Origin of the sequence: Streptomyces africanus, from assembly GCF_002150735.1 — a bacterium.
Taxonomy (GTDB): Bacteria; Actinomycetota; Actinomycetes; order Streptomycetales; family Streptomycetaceae; genus Streptomyces; species Streptomyces africanus.
The window spans coordinates 1-21,394 of the sequence record NZ_MUKA01000115.1 but is presented as its reverse complement, the minus strand read 5'-3'; the positions used below and the strand labels follow the sequence as shown (position 1 = coordinate 21,394).

At 70.9% G+C, this 21,394-nt stretch carries 24 protein-coding genes; 15 read left to right on the top strand and 9 right to left on the bottom strand.

Going from position 1 to position 21,394, the window contains the following annotated elements:
* On the top strand, positions 1 to 347 hold a 347-nt coding region (locus CCL05_RS17245), incomplete at its 5' end, for an amidohydrolase family protein (RefSeq protein WP_483025074.1).
* Between the two features lie 16 nt (positions 348 to 363).
* On the opposite strand, the gene CCL05_RS17240 is transcribed toward CCL05_RS17245, so the two are convergent.
* From CCL05_RS17240 to CCL05_RS17225, 4 genes are read right to left on the bottom strand one after another with little or no spacing between them, the layout of a single operon-like run.
* A complete protein-coding gene (locus CCL05_RS17240; RefSeq protein ID WP_086561401.1) occupies positions 364 to 1,371 on the bottom strand; it encodes a COX15/CtaA family protein in 1,008 nt (335 codons plus the stop codon).
* A gap of 54 nt (positions 1,372 to 1,425) precedes the next feature.
* On the bottom strand, positions 1,426 to 2,181 hold the full coding sequence (locus CCL05_RS17235) for an ABC transporter permease (RefSeq protein ID WP_086561402.1): 756 nt from the start codon (positions 2,179 to 2,181) through the stop codon (positions 1,426 to 1,428).
* Positions 2,182 to 2,198: 17 nt separating this feature from the next.
* Positions 2,199 to 3,122: an ABC transporter ATP-binding protein gene (locus tag CCL05_RS17230; RefSeq protein WP_086561400.1), complete on the bottom strand. Its 924-nt coding sequence runs from the start codon at positions 3,120 to 3,122 to the stop codon at positions 2,199 to 2,201.
* A gap of 31 nt (positions 3,123 to 3,153) precedes the next feature.
* Positions 3,154 to 3,966 (bottom strand): AAC(3) family N-acetyltransferase, encoded by an 813-nt coding sequence (locus CCL05_RS17225; RefSeq protein WP_086561399.1) that lies wholly within the window; start codon positions 3,964 to 3,966, stop codon positions 3,154 to 3,156.
* A gap of 161 nt (positions 3,967 to 4,127) precedes the next feature.
* On the opposite strand from CCL05_RS17225, the gene CCL05_RS17220 reads away from it, so the two are divergent.
* From CCL05_RS17220 to CCL05_RS17185, 8 genes are all read left to right on the top strand, one after another.
* A complete protein-coding gene (locus CCL05_RS17220) occupies positions 4,128 to 4,871 on the top strand; it encodes a helix-turn-helix transcriptional regulator (protein ID WP_086561398.1) in 744 nt (247 codons plus the stop codon).
* A complete protein-coding gene (sufB, locus tag CCL05_RS17215; protein ID WP_086561397.1) occupies positions 4,868 to 6,289 on the top strand; it encodes a Fe-S cluster assembly protein SufB in 1,422 nt (473 codons plus the stop codon). Before CCL05_RS17220 ends, sufB begins: the two co-directional genes overlap by 4 nt.
* A gap of 62 nt (positions 6,290 to 6,351) precedes the next feature.
* Positions 6,352 to 7,536 (top strand): Fe-S cluster assembly protein SufD, encoded by a 1,185-nt coding sequence (gene sufD, locus CCL05_RS17210; protein ID WP_086561396.1) that lies wholly within the window; start codon positions 6,352 to 6,354, stop codon positions 7,534 to 7,536.
* A complete protein-coding gene (locus CCL05_RS17205; RefSeq protein WP_086561395.1) occupies positions 7,533 to 7,850 on the top strand; it encodes a non-heme iron oxygenase ferredoxin subunit in 318 nt (105 codons plus the stop codon). The genes sufD and CCL05_RS17205 overlap by 4 nt, the downstream gene beginning before the upstream one ends.
* A 7-nt stretch (positions 7,851 to 7,857) precedes the next feature.
* On the top strand, positions 7,858 to 8,622 hold the full coding sequence (gene sufC, locus CCL05_RS17200; protein ID WP_086561394.1) for a Fe-S cluster assembly ATPase SufC: 765 nt from the start codon (positions 7,858 to 7,860) through the stop codon (positions 8,620 to 8,622).
* Positions 8,619 to 9,875 carry a cysteine desulfurase gene (locus CCL05_RS17195; RefSeq protein ID WP_086561393.1) on the top strand — a complete coding sequence of 419 codons (1,257 nt, stop codon included), beginning with the start codon at positions 8,619 to 8,621 and terminating at the stop codon, positions 9,873 to 9,875. The genes sufC and CCL05_RS17195 overlap by 4 nt, the downstream gene beginning before the upstream one ends.
* A 15-nt stretch (positions 9,876 to 9,890) precedes the next feature.
* Entirely contained in the window at positions 9,891 to 10,361 is a 471-nt protein-coding gene (gene sufU / locus CCL05_RS17190; protein ID WP_086561392.1) for a Fe-S cluster assembly sulfur transfer protein SufU, read from the top strand.
* The gene (locus tag CCL05_RS17185) at positions 10,358 to 10,690 is read left to right on the top strand and encodes a metal-sulfur cluster assembly factor (RefSeq protein WP_010039749.1); all 333 of its coding nucleotides are present in this window, start codon (positions 10,358 to 10,360) and stop codon (positions 10,688 to 10,690) included. The genes sufU and CCL05_RS17185 overlap by 4 nt, the downstream gene beginning before the upstream one ends.
* 57 nt (positions 10,691 to 10,747) lie before the next feature.
* Here CCL05_RS17185 and CCL05_RS17180 read toward each other — a convergent pair whose 3' ends face one another.
* On the bottom strand, positions 10,748 to 11,578 hold the full coding sequence (locus CCL05_RS17180) for an AbfB domain-containing protein (RefSeq protein ID WP_086561391.1): 831 nt from the start codon (positions 11,576 to 11,578) through the stop codon (positions 10,748 to 10,750).
* 168 nt (positions 11,579 to 11,746) lie between these two features.
* On the opposite strand from CCL05_RS17180, the gene CCL05_RS17175 reads away from it, so the two are divergent.
* The 3 genes from CCL05_RS17175 to dapD all read left to right on the top strand — a co-directional run bounded on the left by CCL05_RS17175 (position 11,747) and on the right by dapD (position 13,778).
* The gene (locus tag CCL05_RS17175; RefSeq protein ID WP_086561390.1) at positions 11,747 to 12,067 is read left to right on the top strand and encodes a DMT family transporter; all 321 of its coding nucleotides are present in this window, start codon (positions 11,747 to 11,749) and stop codon (positions 12,065 to 12,067) included.
* Positions 12,067 to 12,627, top strand: coding sequence for a TetR/AcrR family transcriptional regulator (locus CCL05_RS17170; RefSeq protein ID WP_086561389.1), 561 nt, complete (start codon positions 12,067 to 12,069; stop codon positions 12,625 to 12,627). The genes CCL05_RS17175 and CCL05_RS17170 overlap by 1 nt, the downstream gene beginning before the upstream one ends.
* A 161-nt stretch (positions 12,628 to 12,788) precedes the next feature.
* Positions 12,789 to 13,778: a 2,3,4,5-tetrahydropyridine-2,6-dicarboxylate N-succinyltransferase gene (gene dapD, locus CCL05_RS17165; RefSeq protein ID WP_086561388.1), complete on the top strand. Its 990-nt coding sequence runs from the start codon at positions 12,789 to 12,791 to the stop codon at positions 13,776 to 13,778.
* A 32-nt stretch (positions 13,779 to 13,810) separates the two neighbouring features.
* Here the strand turns inward: dapD and CCL05_RS17160 are convergent, their stop codons facing one another.
* Genes CCL05_RS17160 through CCL05_RS17150 form a run of 3 tightly spaced genes read right to left on the bottom strand, consistent with a single transcriptional unit; the run spans position 13,811 to position 18,762 of the window.
* Positions 13,811 to 17,641, bottom strand: a complete 3,831-nt coding sequence (locus CCL05_RS17160; RefSeq protein WP_086561387.1) for a tetratricopeptide repeat protein — start codon at positions 17,639 to 17,641, stop codon at positions 13,811 to 13,813.
* The gene (locus CCL05_RS17155) at positions 17,638 to 18,105 is read right to left on the bottom strand and encodes a hypothetical protein (RefSeq protein WP_143589900.1); all 468 of its coding nucleotides are present in this window, start codon (positions 18,103 to 18,105) and stop codon (positions 17,638 to 17,640) included. The genes CCL05_RS17160 and CCL05_RS17155 overlap by 4 nt, the downstream gene beginning before the upstream one ends.
* A gap of 48 nt (positions 18,106 to 18,153) precedes the next feature.
* Positions 18,154 to 18,762, bottom strand: coding sequence for a hypothetical protein (locus CCL05_RS17150; RefSeq protein WP_086561385.1), 609 nt, complete (start codon positions 18,760 to 18,762; stop codon positions 18,154 to 18,156).
* Between the two features lie 202 nt (positions 18,763 to 18,964).
* Between CCL05_RS17150 and CCL05_RS17145 the strand changes: the two genes are divergently transcribed.
* On the top strand, positions 18,965 to 19,195 hold the full coding sequence (locus CCL05_RS17145) for a hypothetical protein (RefSeq protein WP_086561384.1): 231 nt from the start codon (positions 18,965 to 18,967) through the stop codon (positions 19,193 to 19,195).
* Positions 19,196 to 19,469: 274 nt separating this feature from the next.
* Here CCL05_RS17145 and dapA read toward each other — a convergent pair whose 3' ends face one another.
* Entirely contained in the window at positions 19,470 to 20,354 is an 885-nt protein-coding gene (gene dapA / locus CCL05_RS17140) for a 4-hydroxy-tetrahydrodipicolinate synthase (RefSeq protein ID WP_086561383.1), read from the bottom strand.
* A 156-nt stretch (positions 20,355 to 20,510) separates the two neighbouring features.
* Between dapA and CCL05_RS17135 the strand changes: the two genes are divergently transcribed.
* Positions 20,511 to 20,930: a phage holin family protein gene (locus CCL05_RS17135; RefSeq protein ID WP_086561382.1), complete on the top strand. Its 420-nt coding sequence runs from the start codon at positions 20,511 to 20,513 to the stop codon at positions 20,928 to 20,930.
* Positions 20,927 to 21,331 carry a DUF3618 domain-containing protein gene (locus CCL05_RS17130; protein ID WP_086561381.1) on the top strand — a complete coding sequence of 135 codons (405 nt, stop codon included), beginning with the start codon at positions 20,927 to 20,929 and terminating at the stop codon, positions 21,329 to 21,331. Before CCL05_RS17135 ends, CCL05_RS17130 begins: the two co-directional genes overlap by 4 nt.
* The last annotated feature ends 63 nt before the right edge of the window (positions 21,332 to 21,394 follow it).

The window sequence follows — 21,394 nt, the reverse complement described above, 5'->3', positions numbered from 1 at the left end:
TCGTCCTGCTGCACGGCTACCCGTACCACCGGCACGCCGCCCACCTGGCCGGTGTCTTCCCGCACGTCTACGTCGACTCCGGCGCCGCCCTGGTCCGCACCGGCGCCCGCGCCGCGACCGTCCTCGCGGAGATCCTGGAGCTGGCCCCCTTCGGCAAGATCCTCTTCTCCACCGGCGCCCAGGGGCTGCCCGAGCTGCACGTGGTGGGGGCCCGGCTGTTCCGCGAGGCGCTCGGCCGGGTGCTCGGCACCTGGGTCGCCGAGGGCGCGTGGTCCCTGGCCGACGCGCAGCGCGTCGCGGGGATGCTGGCGTCGGGGAACGCGCGGCGGGTGTACGGGCTCGACTGAACCTTGGTCTTGGCCTCTAGGCCTTCGTCAGGGCGGCCTCGGCCGCGGGACCGGGCACGTCGGCCACGCCCTCCGGACGTTCGCGCAGCGACAGCACCACCCGCAGCACCCAGATCCACATCACGGCCGAGCCGAGCATGTGCAGGCCGACCAGGACCTCCGGCAGGTCCGTGAAGTACTGGACGTAGCCGATGACGCCCTGCGCGAGCAGGATGAGGAACAGTTCGCGAGTGCGGTTCAGCGGGGAGCGCGGCGCGTCGACCGCCTTGAGGACGAACCACAGGGCGAACGTCAGCGTCACCACGATCCACGCCAGCACGGCGTGCAGCTTGCTCACCGTCTCCCAGTCGACCGGCATCCGCTCGACCTCGCTGGAGTCGCCGGCGTGCGGACCCGCGCCGGTGACCACCGTGCCGACCAGGATGAGCAGCACGGCGGCGGCGACCAGGAACCACACCAGCTGCTGCACGGCCTTGCCGACCAGTGGGCGCGGCGGAGCGTCGCCCTCACGGGTGCGCTGCCACATCACCGTCGCCACCGCGATCAGCGCGGACGTCGCCACGAAGTGGGCCGCGACCGTGTACGGGTTGAGACCGACCAGCACCACGATGCCGCCGAGCACCGCGTTGCTCATCACGATCCAGAACTGCGCCCAGCCCAGCCGGGTCAGGCCACGCCGGTACGGCTTCTGCGAGCGCGCGGCGATGATCGCCCAGCCGACGGCGGCGCACAGCACGTACGTCAGCATGCGGTTGCCGAACTCGATGGCGCCGTGGAAGCCCATCGCGCTGGTGGCGGTGAGCGAGTCGGCGGTGCACTTGGGCCAGGTCGGGCAGCCCAGGCCAGAACCGGTCAGCCGTACGGCTCCGCCGGTGACCACGATGAGCACCGACATGACGATTGCGGAGAGGGCCGCACGCTGGACCGTCCGGGGTTCCGGGGTCCAGCGCTCGGCGATGAAGGCGAGCGGGTTGCGCAGGGCCGCCCTGGCGTCGGCGCGGGTCACTTTTGGCACGCGACCCATCGTAGGACGCCGCTTGTGCACGCTTTCACGAGGGTCCGTCACAGGGCACCTTCCCTACTCCCAGCGGAAGAACTTCCCGGCCGCCGCCAGTCCGACGACCGCCCAGACGCCCAGGATCCCCAGGTCGGCCCAGGGCATCCCGGCCCCGTGCCGGAGCACGTCCCGCAGGCCGTCGGACAGGGCGGAGATGGGCAGCAGGCCGAGCACGTCCTGCGCGGCGGCGGGGAACTTGTCGAGCGGCACGATGACCCCGCCGCCGACGAGCAGCAGCAGGAACACCAGGTTGGCGGCGGCGAGCGTCGCCTCGGCCTTCAGCGTCCCGGCCATCAGCAGGCCGAGGCCCGAGAAGGCAGCCGTGCCGAGGACCAGGAGCAGCAGCACGGCGAACGGGTTGCCGTGCGGCGACCAGCCGAGCGCGAAGGCGATCACCGTCAGCAGGACCACCTGGAGCACCTCGGTGACCAGCACGGACAGTGTCTTCGCGGTCATCAGTCCCCAGCGCGGCAGAGGCGAGGACGCGAGCCGCTTCAGGACGCCGTAGCGGCGCTCGAAGCCGGTCGCGATGGCCTGGCCGGTGAACGCGGTCGACATCACCGCGAGCGCGAGGATGCCGGGGGCGAGGAAGTCGACGGCCTCGCCCGCGCCCGTGTCGACGATGTCGACGGTGCTGAAGAGCACCAGGAGCAGGGTCGGGATGACGACGGTGAGCAGCAACTGCTCACCGTTGCGCAGCAGCATCTTCGTCTCGAGCGCGGCCTGGGCCGCGATCATGCGGGTCAGGGGCGCCGCGCCGGGCTTCGGCGTGTACATCCCCGTGCCGGTGGCGGTCACGAACGCAGCTCCTTACCGGTGAGCTCCAAGAAGACGTCCTCCAGGGTGTGCCGCTCCACCGAGATCTTCTCCGGCATCACGCCGTGCTGGGCGCACCAGGAGGTGACCGTCGCGAGCAGTTGCGGGTCGACCTTGCCGACGACCCGGTACGAACCCGGCGTCAGCTCGGCGGCCGAGCAGTCGGCGGGCAGGGCCTTCAGCAGCGAGCCGACGTCCAGGCCGGGACGGCCGCTGAAGCGGAGCGTGTTCTCGGCGCCGCCCCGGCACAGCTCCTCCGGGGAGCCCTGGGCGATGACCCGGCCCCCGTCGATGATCGCCACGTCGTCGGCGAGCTGCTCGGCCTCGTCCATGTAGTGCGTGGTGAGGATCACACTGACGCCGTCGGCGCGCAGGTCCCGGACCAGGTCCCAGGTGGCGCGGCGGGCCTGCGGGTCGAGTCCGGCGGTCGGCTCGTCCAGGAACACCAGCTCGGGGCGGCCGACCACGGCCATCGCGAGGGCCAGCCGCTGCTGCTGCCCGCCCGACAGCCGCCGGTAGGTCGTACGGCCGCACGAGTCGAGCCCGAGGCGTTCGATGAGCGCGCCCACGTCCAGGGGGTGGGCGTGCAGCTTGGCCACGTGGCGGAGCATCTCGTCGGCGCGGGAGCCCGAGTAGACGCCGCCGGACTGGAGCATCACGCCGATCCGGGGCCGCAGCTCCCGGGACTGTCCGACCGGGTCGAGGCCCAGCACGCGCACCGTGCCGGAGTCCGGCTTCCGGTACCCCTCGCAGGTCTCGACCGTGGTCGTCTTGCCCGCCCCGTTGGGGCCGAGCACGGCGGTCACACCCGCCCGGGCCACCAGGTCGAGCCCGTCCACCGCGGTCTTCGTGCCGTACCGCTTCACCAGGGCCTGGACCTGGACCACGGGCTCACTTCGCATGGGTCCAGAGTCTAGGTTCGTGTGCGGGCTCTCAGACCTGGGGGTGCTGGAACTCCTCCTCACGGGGGCGGTGCACCGGCAGCCAGCGCTCGGCGTAGGCCACCGCGTCCGCCACCGGGAACAGCCGCGCCTCGGCCGCCCCGACCTTCCCGCGTACGACGGGACGGTCCCGCTCGAAGTCGTAGCCCAGCTCGTCGAAGCGGTCCGAGCTGATCGACACCTCGGTCACGGTCTCCCAGCCGTCGGGGCCCGGCCGGTCCACGGCGACGCGCGGGGACGATATCCGGTACTCGGCGAGGTGGAAGCTGGTGCAGGAGGCGTAGCCGGCGCCGAGCAGCAGGACCCGGGCGCCCATGGCCTCCAGCTTCGCCAGCGGGCTGCGCTCGCCCAGCCGGCAGTCGGTCGCGTGCCCCTCGATCACCTCCGCCGCGCGCGGGCCGACCGCCGCGAAGGAGGTCTGCGGATGGGCGCTGCGCAGCGCGCCGGGCCAGGTGCGCACGGTCTCCGGGACGACGCCGACGCCGCGGGTGGGCGTGATCCGGGGGTCGTAGGCGGGCATGGTGGCGCGGATGGTCTCCCACCAGTCCGGGGGTACGGGCGGGTTGCCCCACAGGGCCGGGTCGGAGAGGTCGCCGGTCTGGGTCGGAACCACCAGCGTGCCCTTCTGGCCGAGCGCGTCGAGCAGTCCCTGCACCACCGCGACGGCGCCGCCGTTGACCCAGCCGAGGGAGCTGAGCGAGGAGTGCACGAGGAGGGTCTCGCCGGGGCGCACGCCCAGCTCGCGCAGCTGCGCGCGAAGGGTGTCCCGGGTGACAAGAGGGCCGGTCGGAGGGGGTGTGGCCATGGTTCGGGAGTGTCCCCCACGCGGCTGCGCCATGCCACCGTTTTGATCGATCGGAGATCGTTTCCGCAGGTCAGGTTAGCTTTACCTAAGTGATGCAGGGCACCACGAGGTTGCGCGGACGCGGCTTGCCCGGCCCCGATGAATTACGCAACAATGGCGTTGTGAAAAACGTCGGCGAGGTTCCGGAGACCCCCACGGGGTCCCCTCAGGAGGAACTCGCGACCGGGGAGCGGTCCACCCGCAACCGAGTCGCGCGATCCATCCTGGACCACGGCCCGTCGACCGTCGCCGAGCTCGCCGAGCGGCTGGGCCTCACCCAGGCGGCCGTACGCCGGCACCTCGACGCCCTCGCGGGCGACGGTGTCGTCGAGGCGCGCAAGCAGCGGGTCTACGGCACGCGCACCCGCGGCCGGCCGGCCAAGGTGTTCGCCCTGACCGACTGCGGCCGGGACGCCTTCGACCAGTCGTACGACAAGCTCGCTGCGGACGCGCTGCGCTGGATCGCCGACCGCGAGGGCGGCAACGAGGCGATCGCCGCCTTCGCCCGCGCCAGGATCGCCGCGCAGGCGGGCGCGTACCGCGCGGCCGTCGAGGCCGCCGCGCCCGACCAGCGGACGGAAGCCCTGGCCAAGGCCCTGAGCGCCGACGGGTACGCTGCTACCGCGCGCAGCGCGCCCCACCCGCAGAAGGGTGAACAGCTCTGCCAGCACCACTGCCCGGTCGCCCACGTCGCCGAGCAGTTCCCGCAGCTGTGCGAGGCGGAGACGGAATTTTTCGCCGAGCTGCTCGGTACGCATGTACAGCGGCTCGCCACCATCGCGCACGGCGACGGCGTCTGCACGACGTTCATCCCCAAGATTTCCCACAACGCATCTGCAAGCACGGCCGGGAGGAACCCCGCATGACTCTCCCCACGGAGACTGCCCACCCCGAGCTCGAGGGCCTGGGCAAGTACGAATACGGCTGGGCCGACCGGGACGATGCCGGTGCGTCGGCGCGTCGCGGCCTGGGCGAGGACGTCGTCCGGGACATCTCCTCGAAGAAGAGCGAGCCGGAGTGGATGACCAAGCTCCGCCTCAAGGGTCTGCGCCTGTTCGAGAAGAAGCCCATGCCGAACTGGGGCTCGGACCTGTCGGGGATCGACTTCGACAACATCAAGTACTTCGTGCGCTCCACGGAGAAGCAGGCGGCCTCCTGGGAGGACCTGCCCGAGGACATCAAGAACACGTACGACAAGCTGGGCATCCCCGAGGCCGAGAAGAACCGCCTCGTCGCCGGTGTCGCCGCGCAGTACGAGTCGGAGGTCGTCTACCACCAGATCCGCGAGGACCTGGAGGAGCAGGGCGTCATCTTCCTCGACACCGACACGGCCCTGAAGGAGCACCCGGAGCTCTTCAAGGAGTACTTCGGGACCGTCATCCCCGTCGGTGACAACAAGTTCGCGTCGCTGAACTCCGCCGTGTGGTCGGGCGGCTCCTTCATCTACGTGCCGCCGGGCGTCCACGTGGAGATCCCGCTCCAGGCCTACTTCCGTATCAACACGGAGAACATGGGCCAGTTCGAGCGGACGCTGATCATCGTCGACGAGGGTGCCTACGTGCACTACGTCGAGGGCTGCACCGCGCCGATCTACCAGTCGGACTCGCTGCACTCCGCGGTCGTCGAGATCATCGTCAAGAAGAACGCCCGCTGCCGCTACACGACCATCCAGAACTGGTCGAACAACGTCTACAACCTGGTCACCAAGCGCGCCGTGGCCTACGAGGGCGCGACCATGGAGTGGGTCGACGGCAACATCGGCTCCAAGGTGACGATGAAGTACCCGGCCGTCTACCTGATGGGCGAGCACGCCAAGGGCGAGACGCTGTCCATCGCCTTCGCCGGCGAGGGCCAGCACCAGGACGCGGGCGCCAAGATGGTCCACATGGCGCCGAACACGTCGTCCAACATCGTGTCGAAGTCCGTCGCGCGCGGTGGCGGCCGCACGTCCTACCGTGGTCTGATCGAGATCGGCGAGGGCGCCGCGGGCTCCAAGTCGAACGTGCTCTGTGACGCGCTGCTGGTCGACACGATCTCCCGCTCGGACACCTACCCCTACGTGGACGTCCGCGAGGACGACGTGTCCATGGGCCACGAGGCCACCGTCTCCAAGGTCTCCGAGGACCAGCTCTTCTACCTGATGAGCCGCGGTCTGAGCGAGTTCGAGGCGATGGCGATGATCGTGCGCGGCTTCGTGGAGCCCATCGCCAAGGAGCTCCCCATGGAGTACGCGCTGGAGCTCAACCGGCTGATCGAGCTGCAGATGGAAGGCGCGGTGGGCTGACCCAGCCACCCGCCGTCCCCATCAAGCCCCTTACGCAACGGAAAGCGAGCACTACGACAGCCATGGCTGAGGCTCAGAACATCCCGGTGGGCTCCACCACCACCGGCTCGATCGCGGTGGCGGCCGAGTCGACCGTCGCCACCCGCATGAGCGCGCCCCCCTCCTTCGACGTGACGGACTTCCCCGTTCCGCACGGCCGTGAGGAGGAGTGGCGGTTCACCCCGCTGGAGCGCCTGCGCGGGCTGCACGACGGCACCGCCGTGGCCGACGGCAACGGCGTGAAGGTCGACATCCAGGCCCCCGAGGGCGTCGTCGTCGAGGCCGTCGGCCGCGACGACGCGCGGCTCGGCAAGGCGGGCATCCCGGTGGACCGCGTCGCCGCCCAGGCCTACTCGGCCTTCGAGAAGGCCTCGGTCGTGACCGTCCCGAAGGAGACCGTCCTCACCGAGCCGATCCGCATCGCGGTGCACGGCGAGGGCGGCACCGCCTTCGGCCACCAGGTGATCGAGCTGGGCGCCTTCGCCGAGGCCGTCGTCGTCATCGACCACACCGGTGACGCGGTGCTCGCCGCCAACGTCGACTACCTCCTGGGCGACGGCGCCAAGCTGACCGTCGTCTGCGTCCAGGACTGGGACGACAAGGCCGTCCACGTCGCCCAGCACAACGCGCTCGTCGGCCGCGACGCCTCCTTCAAGTCCGTCGTCGTCACCTTCGGCGGCGACGTCGTCCGGCTGCACCCGCGCGTGCGGTACGCCGGCCCCGGCGGCGAGGCCGAGCTGTTCGGCCTCTACTTCACCGACCAGGGCCAGCACCAGGAGCACCGCCTCCTGGTCGACCACAACGTCCCGCACTGCAAGTCGAACGCCGTCTACAAGGGCGCGCTCCAGGGCGACGACGCGCACGCGGTGTGGATCGGCGACGTGCTCATCGAGGCCGCGGCCGAGGGCACGGACACGTACGAGATGAACCGCAACCTGGTCCTCACGGACGGGGCCCGCGTGGACTCCGTTCCGAACCTCGAGATCGAGACCGGCGAGATCGTCGGCGCCGGCCACGCCTCGGCCACCGGCCGCTTCGACGACGAGCAGCTCTTCTACCTCATGGCCCGCGGCATCCCGGAGCACGACGCCCGCCGACTGGTGGTCCGCGGCTTCTTCGCCGAGCTGGTCCAGCAGATCGGCCTCCCCGACATCGAGGAGCGCCTGATCGCCAAGATCGAGGAGGAGCTGGAGGCCGCGGTCGCATGACCTTCGTACGCGCCTGTGGACTGGGCGAGCTGGAGGAGGACACCCCGAAGCGGGTGGAACTCGACGGCACGCCCCTGTCCATCGTGCAGACCGAGGGGGAGGTGTTCGCGATCCACGACATCTGTTCGCACGCGAACGTCTCCCTGTCGGAGGGCGAGGTCGACGACTGCCACATCGAGTGCTGGCTGCACGGCTCGCGCTTCGACCTCCGCTCCGGCAAGCCCGACGCCCTTCCCGCGACGCGCCCCGTCCCCGTATACCCCGTAAAGATCGAAGGGGACGACGTGCTCGTCTCCCTCACCCAGGAGTCCTGAGGCACCCATGGCAACGCTTGAAATCCGAGACCTGCACGTCACCGTCGAGGTCGAGAACGGTACGAAGGAAATCCTCAAGGGTGTCGACCTCACCGTGAAGCAGGGCGAGACGCACGCCATCATGGGCCCCAACGGCTCGGGCAAGTCGACCCTCGCCTACTCCCTCGCGGGACACCCGAAGTACACGATCACCGGCGGCACCGTCACCCTCGACGGCGAGGACGTCCTGGAGATGTCCGTCGACGAGCGGGCCCGCGCCGGTCTGTTCCTCGCGATGCAGTACCCGGTCGAGGTCCCGGGTGTCTCCGTGTCGAACTTCCTGCGCACCTCCGCGACCGCCATCCGCGGCGAGGCCCCCAAGCTGCGCACCTGGGTGAAGGAGGTCCGGGAGGCCATGGAGCGCCTCAACATGGACCCCGCCTTCGCCGAGCGCAACGTCAACGAGGGCTTCTCCGGCGGTGAGAAGAAGCGCCACGAGATCCTCCAGCTGGAGCTGCTCAAGCCGAAGATCGCGGTCCTCGACGAGACCGACTCCGGCCTGGACGTCGACGCCCTGCGCGTCGTGTCGGAGGGCGTGAACCGCGTCCGCGAGTCGGGCGAGGTCGGCACGCTGCTGATCACGCACTACACGCGCATCCTCCGCTACATCAAGCCCGACCACGTGCACGTCTTCTCCGGCGGCCGGATCGTCGAGTCCGGCGGTGCCGAGCTCGCCGACAAGCTGGAGGAAGAGGGCTACGAGGCATACACGAAGGGTGGCGCATCCGCGTGACACAGCTGCCGGGCCTCCTCGACACCGAGGCGCTCCGCAAGGACTTCCCGATCCTGGACCGCGTCGTCCACGACGGCAAGAAGCTCGTGTACCTGGACAACGCGGCGACCTCGCAGACGCCGCGCCAGGTGCTCGACGTGCTCTCCGAGTACTACGAGCAGCACAACGCCAACGTCCACCGTGGCGTGCACGTCCTCGCCGAGGAGGCCACGGCGCTGTACGAGGGCGCGCGCGACAAGGTCGCGGAGTTCATCAACGCGCCCTCGCGCGACGAGGTGATCTTCACGAAGAACGCCTCCGAGTCGCTCAACCTCGTGGCGAACATGCTGGGCTGGGCCGACGAGCCCTACCGCGTGGACTCCGACACCGAGATCGTCATCACGGAGATGGAGCACCACTCCAACATCGTGCCGTGGCAGCTGCTCGCGCAGCGCACGGGCGCGAAGCTGAAGTGGTTCGGCCTCACCGACGACGGCCGTCTGGACCTGTCCAACATCGACGAGGTCATCACCGAGAAGACGAAGATCGTCTCCTTCGTGCTGGTCTCCAACATCCTGGGCACCCAGAACCCGGTCGAGGCGATCGTGCGCCGCGCCCAGCAGGTCGGTGCGCTGGTCTGCATCGACGCCTCGCAGGCCGCGCCGCACATGCCGCTGGACGTGCAGGCGCTCCAGGCCGACTTCGTGGCCTTCACCGGCCACAAGATGTGCGGCCCGACGGGCATCGGCGTCCTCTGGGGCCGCCAGGAGCTGCTGGAGGACCTGCCGCCCTTCCTCGGCGGCGGCGAGATGATCGAGACGGTCTCGATGCACTCCTCCACCTACGCCCCGGCGCCCCACAAGTTCGAGGCGGGCACGCCCCCGGTCTCCCAGGCGATCGGTCTCGGCGCGGCGATCGACTACCTCAACGCGATCGGCATGGAGAAGATCCTCGCGCACGAGCACGCGCTCACCGAGTACGCGGTGAAGCGGCTGCTGGAAGTCCCGGACCTGCGCATCATCGGCCCGACCACGGCCGAGGAGCGCGGAGCGGCGATCTCCTTCACCCTCGGGGACATTCACCCGCACGACGTGGGCCAGGTCCTCGACGAGCAGGGCATCGCGGTCCGGGTCGGCCACCACTGCGCGCGGCCGGTCTGCCTGCGGTACGGAATTCCTGCGACCACGCGAGCGTCGTTCTATCTGTACTCCACGCCGGCCGAGATCGACGCGCTGGTCGACGGCCTGGAGCACGTACGGAACTTCTTCGGCTGAAGGGCGTGCTGAACGGTGAAACTGGACTCCATGTACCAGGAAGTCATCCTGGACCACTACAAGAACCCGCACGGGCGGGGCTTGCGGGATGGCGACGCCGAGGTGCACCACGTCAACCCGACGTGCGGTGACGAGATCACACTGCGCGTGAAGTACGACGGAACGAAGATCGAGGACGTCTCGTACGAGGGCCAGGGCTGCTCGATCAGCCAGGCCTCGGCCTCCGTACTGAACGAACTCCTCGTCGGCAAGGAGTTCTCCGACGCGCGGAAGATCCAGGAGACCTTCCTGGAGCTGATGCAGTCGAAGGGGAAGCTCGAACCCGACGACGCGATGGAGGACATCCTGGAGGACGCGGTCGCGTTCGCCGGGGTGTCCAAGTACCCGGCCCGGGTCAAGTGCGCCCTGCTGAGCTGGATGGCCTGGAAGGACGCGACGGCCCAGGTGCTGGGCGGAGCCGACGCCGAGAAGGAGACGACGGCATGAGCGAGACCGTGGAGATGAAGCCGGCCTCGGAGGAAGAACTCCGTGAGGCCCTGATGGACGTCGTCGACCCCGAACTGGGCATCGACGTCGTCAACCTCGGCCTGATCTACGGCATTCACGTCGACGAGTCGAACATCGCGACCGTCGACATGACCCTGACCTCCGCGGCCTGCCCGCTGACGGACGTCATCGAGGACCAGGCGAAGTCCGCTACGGACGGCCTCGTCAACGAGCTGCGCATCAACTGGGTCTGGATGCCGCCGTGGGGCCCCGACAAGATCACGGACGATGGGCGGGAGCAGCTTCGGGCGCTCGGGTTCAACGTCTGAGATCCACTGACTGACGAAGGGGCGGCACCCTCCCGGGGTGCCGCCCCTTCGCGTGTGTCAGTCCAGGCCGGCGACCAGCCGGAACGCCGAGTCCGCGCGGTACACCCCGTCGTACTGGTACGGGTCGAGGCGGAGCTGGAAGTTGCGGTGGCGCAGGAAGCGGCCCGGGTAGTTCGCCGACTCCAGCATGATCGCGCCCGGGTAGCCGGCGGGGCGGGGGCAGAAGGTGGCGTCCTTGCGGAAGAGGGACGAGCCGTCGTCGCGTTCCGCGCGCAGGACGAAGTTGCGGTGGCGGAGGTAGCCGCCGTCGGCCGTGGTGAAGGAGTAGCAGGAGGAGTCGGCCAGGCCCGCCACCCGCTCGAAGGTGGCGTTGCGGCGGGCCGAGGCCGAGCCGGCCGGGCCGAGGGCGACGTAGCCGCCGCTGGTCTGCCAGTAGCGGTCGGGGTAGTTGACGGACCGTATGGAGGTCCCGGTCTTCGCGGCCGGGGGCTTGGCCGGCGGTGACGTCCTGTGGGACGCCGGGGGCTTCGGCGCCTTCGTGTGCGGCTCCGGACTGGCGTCGGGGCGGGGCGAGGTGCTTCTGGTGGGGGTGGGGGACGGGCGCTTGTGGTGCTCGGCGGGCGCTTTCCCCGTCTTGGAGGGCGTCGCGAAGGAGATCAGGCCGCCCGGTGCCGAGCTGCTGAGGGCCGTCGGCCGCGCCGCCGAAGGAGTCGGCTCGCCGGTCCGGTTGTCCATCACGGCGATCGCCGTCACGCACGCGGTGACCGTGGCCAGGGCGAGGGCGCCTGCCAGCCAGAGCCGTCGCGTTCCCGGTGCCCGGGTGGTGTCCGGGGCCCAGCCGCTTTCCCAAAGGCGGTCCAGCGGGGGCCGGGACTTCTCTTCTGACATGCGCTTTTTCCTCCGGCGGGCACCCTTGACGCGGCGCGGTTGCGGTCGCCCGGTCTGTGATCGCTGACACCGTAGTGGACCGCACGGATCACTGGGAGGCGTTTGTTGAAACCGGTATCTCTTCTCTCGTTGCGTACGGATGTACAGATGTTGTGTACGCTCGTACACATGGGTTATCTGCTGCTGGCCGGGGCCATCGCCGCCGAAGTGGGTGCGACCACCGCCATGAAGTACAGCGAGGGCTTCAGCAGGCTCGGACCCTCGCTGCTGACACTCCTCGGCTACCTCGTCTCCTTCGCGCTGCTCGCGCAGACGCTGAAGACCGTCTCCGTCGGAACGGCCTACGCCATCTGGGCCGGCGTCGGCACCGCCGCCATCGCCACGATCGGGTTCGTCTACCTGGGAGAGGGGATGACCGTCGCCAAGGCCGCCGGGATCGCGCTGATCATCGTCGGGGTCGTGGTGCTGAACCTGGGAGGTGCCCACTGATGCCCCGGCGCTACGACCCCGAGCGGCGGCAGCGGATCATCGACGCGGCGATCCGGGTCGTCGGGGCCAAGGGCATCGCCGGGCTGAGCCACCGCACGGCCGCCGCCGAGGCCGATGTGCCGCTCGGCTCGACGACCTACCACTTCAAGACCCTCGACGAACTGCTGGTCGCCGCGCTGCGGCAGGCCAACGAGGGCTTCGCCAAGGTCGTCGCGGGCCGGGGCGGGCTGGAGGACCCCCGGACCGATCTGGCGGCCGAGCTGGCCGGGTGGATGGGGGAGTGGCTCGCGGGCGACCGCACGGGCGTCGAGCTGGAGTACGAGCTGTACCTCGCCGCCCTGCGCCGGCCCGCCCTGCGGCCCGTCGCCGCCGAGTGGGCCGAGGGGGTCGCCGAGCTGCTGTCCCGGCGTACGGATCCGGTGACCGCGCGGGCGCTGGTGGCGGTCGTCGACGGCATCTGCCTCCAGGTGCTGCTGACCGGGGTGCCGTATGACGAGGCGTATGCCCGGGAGGTGCTGGGGCGGGTGGTCGCGGGGGCCGTCCCGGGGGCGCGGGAGTGATGTCGGGTGACGCGCGACCGGCGTGCAGGAGGAGTGGGGCCCGTGGTGGCGTCCCGACCACCGCCGTGTGGCGCCGACCTGCGGCGGGGCGTACCGCCCGGCACGTGAGACGCCCCCGTACCGGTTCGCATCGACCACTGTCCGCCGGTTAGGTTGCCCTCATGACCGACACGACTGCTCCTCGCACCACCGGCGCCGTTGCCGCCGGCCTCGCCACCATCGCCGCCGACGGCACCGTCCTCGACACCTGGTTCCCCGCGCCCGAGCTGGCCGACGCTCCCGGCCCGTCCGGCACGGAGCGGCTCTCCGCCGAGCAGGCCGCCGAGCTGCTCGGCGGCGGTGCGACCGCGGCGATCGGCCCGGACGCCCGCCGGGGCGTCGAGGTGGTCGCGGTCCGCACGGTCATCGCCTCGCTCGACGAGAAGCCGATCGACGCGCACGACGTCTACCTGCGTCTGCACCTGCTCTCCCACCGCCTGGTCAAGCCGCACGGCCAGAGCCTGGACGGCATCTTCGGCTTCCTCGCCAACGTCGCCTGGACCTCACTCGGCCCGGTCGCCGTCGACGACCTGGAGAAGGTGCGGCTGAACGCCCGCGCCGAGGGCCTGCACCTCCAGGTCACCTCGGTCGACAAGTTCCCCCGCATGACCGACTACGTGGCCCCCAAGGGCGTCCGCATCGCCGACGCCGACCGGGTCCGCCTCGGCGCGCACCTCGCCGAGGGCACCACCGTCATGCACGAGGGCTTCGTCAACTTCAACGCCGGCACGCTCGGCACGTCGATGGTCGAGGGCCGCATCTCGGCGGGCGTCGTCATCGGCGACGGCTCGGACATCGGCGGCGGCGCCTCGACCATGGGCACCCTGTCCGGCGGCGGCAACGTGATCATCTCGGTCGGCGAGCGGTGCCTGGTCGGCGCCGAGGCGGGCGTCGGCATCGCGCTCGGCGACGAGTGCGTCGTCGAGGCAGGCCTGTACATCACCGCCGGCACCCGCGTCACCATGCCCGACGGCCAGATCGTCAAGGCCCGCGAGCTGTCCGGCGCCTCCAACATCCTCTTCCGCCGCAACTCGGTCACCGGAACCGTCGAGGCCCGGCCGAACAACGCGGTGTGGGGCGGGCTGAACGAGATCCTGCACAGCCACAACTGATCATCGGCGGCCGTGACCCGCTGGTCGCCTCGTCAACCAGCGGGCCTGTCGGCGAGGGCATGCGCCAAGCCGAACAGCTCGGCCAGCCGGGGTTCGTCGCTGTGGGCGCGGGCGAGGGCGGACCGCTCCGGGTCGGTGAGCGGGACGAGCGGGCGCTGAAGGACCGAGGCGGGGTGGTGCAGGTCGTGCACCCGGGTGACTCTGGCCGAGGACCGGTGCCGCCAACCGGAGTAGGCGACGAAACGTCCCCCGGGCGGGGCGGCCACCGTCTTGAGCACGGTGCCGTCACCGACGAGGAGATCCGGGGCCGGGCACCGTCTGAGACCGTCGGTGGTGTCGAAGAAGCGGACACGGTCCTTGCTGCTCGCGATACCGCAGACGATTCCCCAGACCGGCACGGCGGCGAGCTCCGACAAGGGAGGTGTGTCCAGCCGGTGGAGCGGATGCAGGCCGAGGCCGTCCCACTGCCACAGCACCACACCGCCGCGGGAGCCGGTGGTCAGCAGTAGATCCTCATCGGCGAAGATCAGCTCTCTCACCTCCGTGTGGTCCGCGGACGCGGCAGCGAGCACCTCGGAGAACCGCGCGTCCGTCGCGACGAGCCGGTATCCGTCGCACAGGACCAGCCGGTCACCGCCGGGCGCCACCGCGACCAGGCGGGCCGACGTCAGACCCCAGTCGCCGAGGTTCACGTTGCGCAAGCGTCCGGCGGAGTCCTGCACGATCGCGGCCGGTGCGAGTGCCAGCCCGCCCACGAACCCGTCGGCCGTGGCAACCACGTTCATCCCCGTGAGCATCGCATCACGGGCCAGCACCGTCGTGCCGTCGGGCCCGTGGCGGACGAGTTCGCGTTCGGGGTCGCGGCCTCCGTGCGACCGTACGGCCACCACCTCGGAAGACCCGAGGCAGGCCAGGGACCCGTGGTTCGCCGGGCCATGGGAGAGCACCCTACGGCGCCCCGAATCGAGGTCGAGTGTCTCGATGATCTCGCGCCTGTCACTCGACCGCTGCCCGCGACCGACCTCGACTCTCGCCACCGCCAGGACCGCGCTGCCGGGGCGGCGCGAGAAGGAGCAGTACCTGGCCGAGTAGAGGTGCAGGTCCTCAGGGAGCGGCCTGGTGGCGGCCCGCACGGCGTCATCGATCAGGGCCGCGCTGCGGCGCGCGGACGTGGCACGCAGCCGGTCCAGCAGGTCGCGGTCCTCGGGGTCCGCAGGGAGCCAGCCGCGACGGGGTATGCGTCGGGCCATCCGCGCGGCGTCCACCAGGGGCGCCTCGCGCAGCAGCGCCCAGTACTGTGACCAGTCCCGGGCGCGGGCGAGCGCGCGAGCCTCGGAGCCGAGTCGCCGGGCCGGGCGCGGACGCCGGGGGAACGGCGGCATCGCAGAGCGGTGCACGGTGGGGACGATGGTGGGCACACGGACCGTGAGGCGATCGAGGTCGACCTCCCGGGAACGAGCCCTCGCTTCGGGATCCTCCGGAAGACCGGCCGCCAGGCGGGCCGTGTTCTGCTCGTGCAACGCGCCCACGAGGTGGTCCTCGTACGTGTCGGGCGCCGCGTGGGCCAGCCGTCGCCACAGGGCGACCTGTTCCTCGCCCACCGACACCGCTTCCTCGGAACGCCCCGCGGCCAGGAGGCCGGACCGCAGCGACCCCAGGGCACGGCCATGAGATTCGGCATAGCGCAGAGGGTGGGCTTCGGCCAGCCGCCGGGTGATGGCGACCGCGTCCCGCGCGGCACCGACGGCCTCCTCGACGTCGCCGTCACGGGAGAGCGCCCGGTACAGCGCGAGAAGCGAGTCGGCGAGTGTCGTCTCCTCGATCAGCAGGCCTTCGGCCGCCAGCTGCCGGCTGAGCTCGACGGCCTCCCGCAGGGTGCTGGTCTCGTCCGGCCGTGTGAAGGTCAGGGCGGCGGCGTTGGTCAGGGCGATCGCCAGGCCCCGACGGTACTGGGGATCTCGCTCGGCGAGAGCCCGATAGATCCTTGCCGCTCGTTCATTGGCCTGGTGGGCCTCCTCCCACCGGCCGGCCCCCTCCTGGTGGGCGGCGAGGTTGGCGAGAGCTGTGGCGAGGTGCGGCTCGTACGTCTCGGGGTCCGTGGCGGTGAGGCGTTCGAACAGCTCCAGCACTCTTTCCTGGGTGCTGAGGGCCTCGGCTCGCCGTCCGAGGTCGGACAGAAAGCCCGCCACGTTCGTCAGGGCCCGGCCGAGGTGTTCCTCGTAGCGGCGCGGATCGCCCGCGGCGAGTTCGCCGAACAGGGCCGCGGCGCGCTGCGTGGCCTCCAGAGCCTCCTCGGTCCGGCCGAGATCGTCGAGGTGGTTGCCGTGATTGACGAAGAGCCTGGCGTGGACGGCCGGATCGCCGGTCGAGCCGAGCCGGTGTTCCAGCAGGCGGACCAGAACGGTCGCCCGTCCGACGGCGAGGTCCGCCGGGGCAGGATCGGGCAGGTGCGAGGCGATGTCCTCGAGCAGGCCGGCCTCGATGTCGGGCAGTCCGGCCAGGGCGGTGAGGGCGGCGCCGCCGGCCGAGACGCCGAGGCCGGGGTCGGCGGCCAGTAACGGGTACAGGCAGGTGGGTCCGACATGCGGCCACCTGGCCGCCGCGGCCGCCAGAGCCATGACCGGCCGGGCGGGCCCGGAGCCGTGCCGCAGCACGGTCGCCGCGGTGTCGGCCGCCCATGGCTGGGCGGGGTAGTCGGCAGGATGGCCGGGCAGCGTGAGGGCGACGAAGTCCTCCGCGAGGCGGTCGGGGTAGAGCGGTTCGAGGACGGTGTCGCCCGCCGCGGCGGGCGGTGGATAGCACACGGCATGGTCGGCCAGGATGCCCGCGGTCGGCCGGCCCATCCCCAGGTCGTCCACCAGCGCGGCGCCCCGCAGGGAAGGCTGCGCACCGCCCAGGGAGGCCGCGAAAACGGTCCGGTTCATCACGGCGGGCGGCGTGGCGATCCGCGCCTGACCCCGTTTGTCGTGCAGCAGCGTCCAGGTCAGCTGCTCCCGGTCGAGCAGGTAGACGGTCAGGCCCGCCAGGTCCTGTGGTGCCCGTCGGCCGCCGGCCCGGGCGTCCACCGCGACCAGCGCGGCCATGTGCACGGCGAGCGTGAGGCCGAAATCGGCGTGCGTCAGGTCCGGTTGTCCGGACGGCGGATCGAGACCGTACCGGGCGGCGAATCCGTGCAGGGCCGCGTGGAACATCTCCCGTCTCCCGTCCGTCCCGTGCAGCCGCTCCTCGGGGCCGGGCGGTGAGAGCGGCGACAGTTCCTGGGTGGACGTGGACACCTGCTCGTTGGCCAAGGCCGCGCGCAGCGCCGGCCAGGACGTCGTGTCGCGCGCCAGGAGAAGGACGCGGGTCGGCACTCCGGGCTGGTGCAGCAGAGCATTGCTGAACAGCCACGTCAGGCTGGTCAGCGACCATCGGTCGGCGTAGTCGACCACAAGGAGCAGACCGGCCGCGTCCGTCAGGCGCAGATCCTGACTTCCGGGCGGGGGCAGGACGCTGCCCGGCCCCTCCACGGCGGTGACCGCCTTCCAGCCCAGGGACCGCAGCTCGTGGGCGAGTTGATGAGCCAGTCGCGTCTTGCCCTGACCGCCCTGGCCGTGCAGCCAGCGTGCCGCTCGTGGTGGCCCGCCGGTGCACCATGTACGCAGGGAAGCCAACTCGTTCTCGCGGCCGGTGAAGGGGACGACGGCGAAACGGGCGTTGAGCATCCGGCTGGGCTGCTCACGGATCCACTCCGAGTCGGGCTCCTCCGGGGCGCACCAGGTGCGCAGGAGGTAGAGGGGCGTGCCGTCTCCGAAGACGTGGATGTCCGCGCCGATGGCTCCGTAGGCGAACCCACCGGTGGCCGTGACGTGTTGTGCGCTCACGGCTGGAGGTCGGGCCGATCGGCCGGCTGCTGCTGATGGATGACCAGGTTCCCGCCCTGGACCCCGAAGGCCTGGCCGTGGTCCCGGGCGTCGACGTGCTGAACCCAGTTCTGCTGCGTTCGGGGCAGCGTGCTGCTCAGATGCCGGGTCAACTCGCCCAGCTCGTCGACGGCTTCAGGGTGGGCGAGCAGGAACTGCTCCAAGCGCAGTCGCCAGCCCGGCAGCAGACTCCGCCGCGCCGCATCGGAGTCGTCCGCGGCGCTCACCAGCGCGGACTCTTCGTCCAACCGTGCGGCCAGCTGCGCCGGTTCGTCCTCCCGGCCGCGCCCGAACACTCGCACCAGTCCGTCCCGGGCCACCTGCCAGGTGTCCGTGGCCATCGCCCCGACCAGCGCTGTGGAGGCGGCAGCGGCGAGCGCCGCCATCGAGTCGATCATCGGCTTCCCTTCCCCCGTGGTGCCCATGTGCCCCCATGGTGCCACCGGAGCGGCGGACGGGGCAGACTTGAAGAGCTAGCTGCTGCCGTCGGCGTGCAGCGGTGCGCCGTCCAGGGACGTGTCGGTGAGGGTGGTGCGGACCTCGGTGATCATTTCCGTGCGGCTCACGATGGCACAGGTGATCTTGAACAGGAGGAAGCCCGAGCGGTGCGTGCCGGTGACCCTGCCCGAGTTCGTGCAGTGGGTCACGCCTTCCCGGAGCCAGTCGTACAGGCTATGGAGGTCGTCGTCCCTCCAGCCCTTGAGGGCGGCGGCGTGGATGCCGAGGGCGATCTTTTCGGCCAGGTAGTCCGGATCGAGCACGCTCCGGAAGCGAATGGTCAGGCTCTCGAACTCGTGACCCTGGTGGAAGGCCCACCTGGCCTGTAACTCGCTGATCCCCTGAGCGAGGGGCCGGGCGGGGAGGACCCACTCGTACGCGTCCATGTGGGGCGCCGTGTGCTTCAGCCACCGGTCCTGTTCGTCCGGCCGGACCAGCCAGGGAGACGGGACATGGGGAAAGCGCGGCCATTCGACCTCGGGGCAGTCCCAACTCGTCCTCCAGGACCGGACCTTTTCCCGGTTGGCGATGTACTTGGCCCGCAGTTCTCCGGCCTGCCGCCGCTTGCGCCCGCGCAGGTCCATGCGTTCCGGCCCCCCCTCAGCCTTGCCAGGCACTCTCCCCGTGTGCCTTCGGACCCCCAGTGTCCACCGGCTTCAGCTCCAGCCACACCCCGAACCAGGCCACGTACGAGTTGTCCGGCGTGACCTCGCAGCCGTTTCGGCAGATGAACCGGTGGACGCAGTGTCCGATCAGACGCCGAACCGACGAAACGAGGACCGGGACATGAAGAACGTGTGGGGGCGGACCGTGGCGCGCTGTCTGGCCGGGGCGGCCGCGGCGCTGGCGGTGTGCTGGCTCCAGGCTGGGGCCGCGCACGCCGACGAGACCAGCACGGGCTCGCACAACGGTCACCGGTTCGGTCTGGCCAACGTCCACGTCGGCCAGATCGACGACCCGGCGGAGGACGTGCTGGAGCACACGCTGCTGTTCGGCGACGGGTACGCCTGGAACTGAGCGGCAGTTGGACGGGCCGGGGCCCGTACCGCAAGCACGTGCGGTACGGGCCCCGGCCCGTTTTCGTGTCCGGCGGTGGCATAGCGGGAGGCTCCCGCGCGCGTCACAAGGGGTACGGGGGCGGGCAGCGGGTCCGCCCCGCTGGAACGCCCCGTTCATGAAGTCGTACCGGACCGGGTTCCATGTCAGTGGCTTCCGGTCGCCCAAGGACAACACGAAAGGGCGGTGGGAGCCGGTGTTCGTGGAGCGGTGAGCGGGCCCGTTGCTGCCTTCGTCAGGTGGTGGTGAGGGTCCTGAAGAGCGACAGGAGCCCGTTCGTCGTCTGGTCGTCGGCGGGCCGCAGGGGGCTGCGGACCGGGCCGGCGGGGAGGTCCAGGGCGGTGAGGAGCGCCTTCGTCGTCACCGTGCCCGGGAGGCCTGCCGACATGATCGCCTCGATGAGGGGTGTGGCCTCCTGCTGGAGGCGGGCCGCCTGTGCCGTGTCTCCCGCGTCGAACGCGTCCAGGACCGCTCGCAGGCGGGCCGGGATCACGTTCGACACCGTGCTGACGTAGCCGGCCCCGCCCACCGCGTACAGGGCAAGGTTGTGCTCGTCGCAGCCCGCGTAGTACGCCAGGTCCGTGCGGGCCAGCACCTTCTGGGCGGCCAGGAAGTCGTGGGAGCAGTCCTTGACCGCGACGATCCTGGGGTGCGCGGAGAGGCGGAGGATCGTCTCCGGTTCGACTCGGACGCCGGTGCGGTTCGGGATGTCGTAGAGCATGAGCGGGAGCTCGGCGGCGTCGGCGATCTCGCGGAAGTGGGCCTCGATCGCGTCCTGCGGGGGTCTGCTGTAGTACGGCGCCACCACCAACAGGCCGTCCGCGCCCGCCTTTTCCGCCTCCCGGGCCAGGTCGACGGTGTGGCGGGTGTCGGGCGTGCCGATGCCCGCGACGATCGTCGCCCGGCCGGCCACGGCCTCGCGGACGGCTGCGATCAGGGCCGACTTCTCGGCGTCCGTGGTGGTCGGCGACTCGCCCGTCGTGCCGGACAGGACGAGGCCGTCGCAGCCCTGTGCGACCAGGTGGGCGGCGAGGCGTTGAGCGCCGTCGAGGTCCAGTGCGCCGGACGTCGTGAACGGGGTGATCATGGCGCACAGGGCGCGGCCGAAGGGGGGCGTCATGTGAGTCATGTGAGTAGTGTCGGCAGCATGACTGTGTAGCTCTAGTTAATTTTGCTACCTGGTATTCGTAAGGGATGCTTTCCGGTCGTCTCGGGGGGTGCGGGCGGCGTGGCCGGGGTACTCGGGGGTTCCTACTTCGAGAGGAGGCGGAACACCGTGACCGGGACCATCGATCATCGGGCCGTGCACGACGAGCACCACACCGTGGGTGAGCTCGTCTCACAGGCCGCGGAGCAGCTCTCCCGGCTCGTGCGGCAGGAAGTGGCTCTGGCCAAGGAGGAGCTGGCCGAGAAGGGGCGGCGTGCGGGGCGTGGCGGTGGGCTGCTCGGTGCGGCGGGTGCCGTCGCCTACGCCGGGCTGCTCGCGCTGGCCGGGACGGGGGTCGCCGCCCTCTCGCTGGTGCTGCCCGTCTGGGCCGCGGCGCTCATCGTGACGGGGGTGCTGTTCGTGATCGCGGCCGTGCTGGGCGCTGCCGGCCGGGCGCAGTTGCGCCGGGCCACGCCTCCCACGCCTGAGGAGGCTCTCGGCAGTGTCAGGGCGGACGTGGAGGAGATCAGGGAAAGGGCACATCGATGACGGAAGCGACGGGTGGGGCCAAGGGGCCCGATGAGCTGCGGCAGCAGATCGAGCGGACCCGTGGGGAACTCGGGAACACGGTGGAGGAGTTGGCGGGGAAGGCGGATGTGAAGGGGCGCGCGCGTGCGCGGGCGGCCGATCTGCGGGACAAGGCCGGGGCGATGACGGTGCAGTTGCGCAGCAGCGCCGCGCAGGCCGGGCACACGGTGCACGACAAGGCGACGCATGTGACGCAGGCGGGGCCTCGGCCGGTGCGGGATGTCGTTCGGGCCGGGGTGCAGCATCCCAAGCCGGTGCTGGTTGCCGGGGCGGCTGCGGGAGCTGTGGTGGTGACCGTCGGGGTGCTGCGGCGCCGGCAGCAGGCCGCTCACGGGCCTCTCTGGCGTCTCGTGCATCGCTGAGCGGGGTGGGGGTGCCGCGTCGTACGCCTGACGCTGGGTGGTGGGTCGGGGCCGCGCCGGGGG

Excerpts from the sequence above, each read along its gene's own strand:
- CCL05_RS17225 (WP_086561399.1), bottom strand. The coding sequence starts at position 3,966 with ATGGCCACACCCCCTCCGACCGGCCCTCTTGTCACCCGGGACACCCTT.
- CCL05_RS17185 (WP_010039749.1), top strand. The coding sequence starts at position 10,358 with ATGAGCGAGACCGTGGAGATGAAGCCGGCCTCGGAGGAAGAACTCCGT.
- CCL05_RS17155 (WP_143589900.1), bottom strand. The coding sequence starts at position 18,105 with ATGGGCACCACGGGGGAAGGGAAGCCGATGATCGACTCGATGGCGGCG.
- sufC (WP_086561394.1), top strand. The coding sequence starts at position 7,858 with ATGGCAACGCTTGAAATCCGAGACCTGCACGTCACCGTCGAGGTCGAG.
- CCL05_RS17205 (WP_086561395.1), top strand. The coding sequence starts at position 7,533 with ATGACCTTCGTACGCGCCTGTGGACTGGGCGAGCTGGAGGAGGACACC.
- CCL05_RS17175 (WP_086561390.1), top strand. The coding sequence starts at position 11,747 with ATGGGTTATCTGCTGCTGGCCGGGGCCATCGCCGCCGAAGTGGGTGCG.
- sufB (WP_086561397.1), top strand. The coding sequence starts at position 4,868 with ATGACTCTCCCCACGGAGACTGCCCACCCCGAGCTCGAGGGCCTGGGC.
- CCL05_RS17240 (WP_086561401.1), bottom strand. The coding sequence starts at position 1,371 with ATGGGTCGCGTGCCAAAAGTGACCCGCGCCGACGCCAGGGCGGCCCTG.
- dapD (WP_086561388.1), top strand. The coding sequence starts at position 12,789 with ATGACCGACACGACTGCTCCTCGCACCACCGGCGCCGTTGCCGCCGGC.
- dapA (WP_086561383.1), bottom strand. The coding sequence starts at position 20,354 with ATGACGCCCCCCTTCGGCCGCGCCCTGTGCGCCATGATCACCCCGTTC.
- CCL05_RS17170 (WP_086561389.1), top strand. The coding sequence starts at position 12,067 with ATGCCCCGGCGCTACGACCCCGAGCGGCGGCAGCGGATCATCGACGCG.
- sufD (WP_086561396.1), top strand. The coding sequence starts at position 6,352 with ATGGCTGAGGCTCAGAACATCCCGGTGGGCTCCACCACCACCGGCTCG.
- CCL05_RS17150 (WP_086561385.1), bottom strand. The coding sequence starts at position 18,762 with ATGGACCTGCGCGGGCGCAAGCGGCGGCAGGCCGGAGAACTGCGGGCC.
- CCL05_RS17230 (WP_086561400.1), bottom strand. The coding sequence starts at position 3,122 with ATGCGAAGTGAGCCCGTGGTCCAGGTCCAGGCCCTGGTGAAGCGGTAC.
- CCL05_RS17130 (WP_086561381.1), top strand. The coding sequence starts at position 20,927 with ATGACGGAAGCGACGGGTGGGGCCAAGGGGCCCGATGAGCTGCGGCAG.
- CCL05_RS17235 (WP_086561402.1), bottom strand. The coding sequence starts at position 2,181 with ATGTACACGCCGAAGCCCGGCGCGGCGCCCCTGACCCGCATGATCGCG.
- CCL05_RS17145 (WP_086561384.1), top strand. The coding sequence starts at position 18,965 with ATGAAGAACGTGTGGGGGCGGACCGTGGCGCGCTGTCTGGCCGGGGCG.
- CCL05_RS17180 (WP_086561391.1), bottom strand. The coding sequence starts at position 11,578 with ATGTCAGAAGAGAAGTCCCGGCCCCCGCTGGACCGCCTTTGGGAAAGC.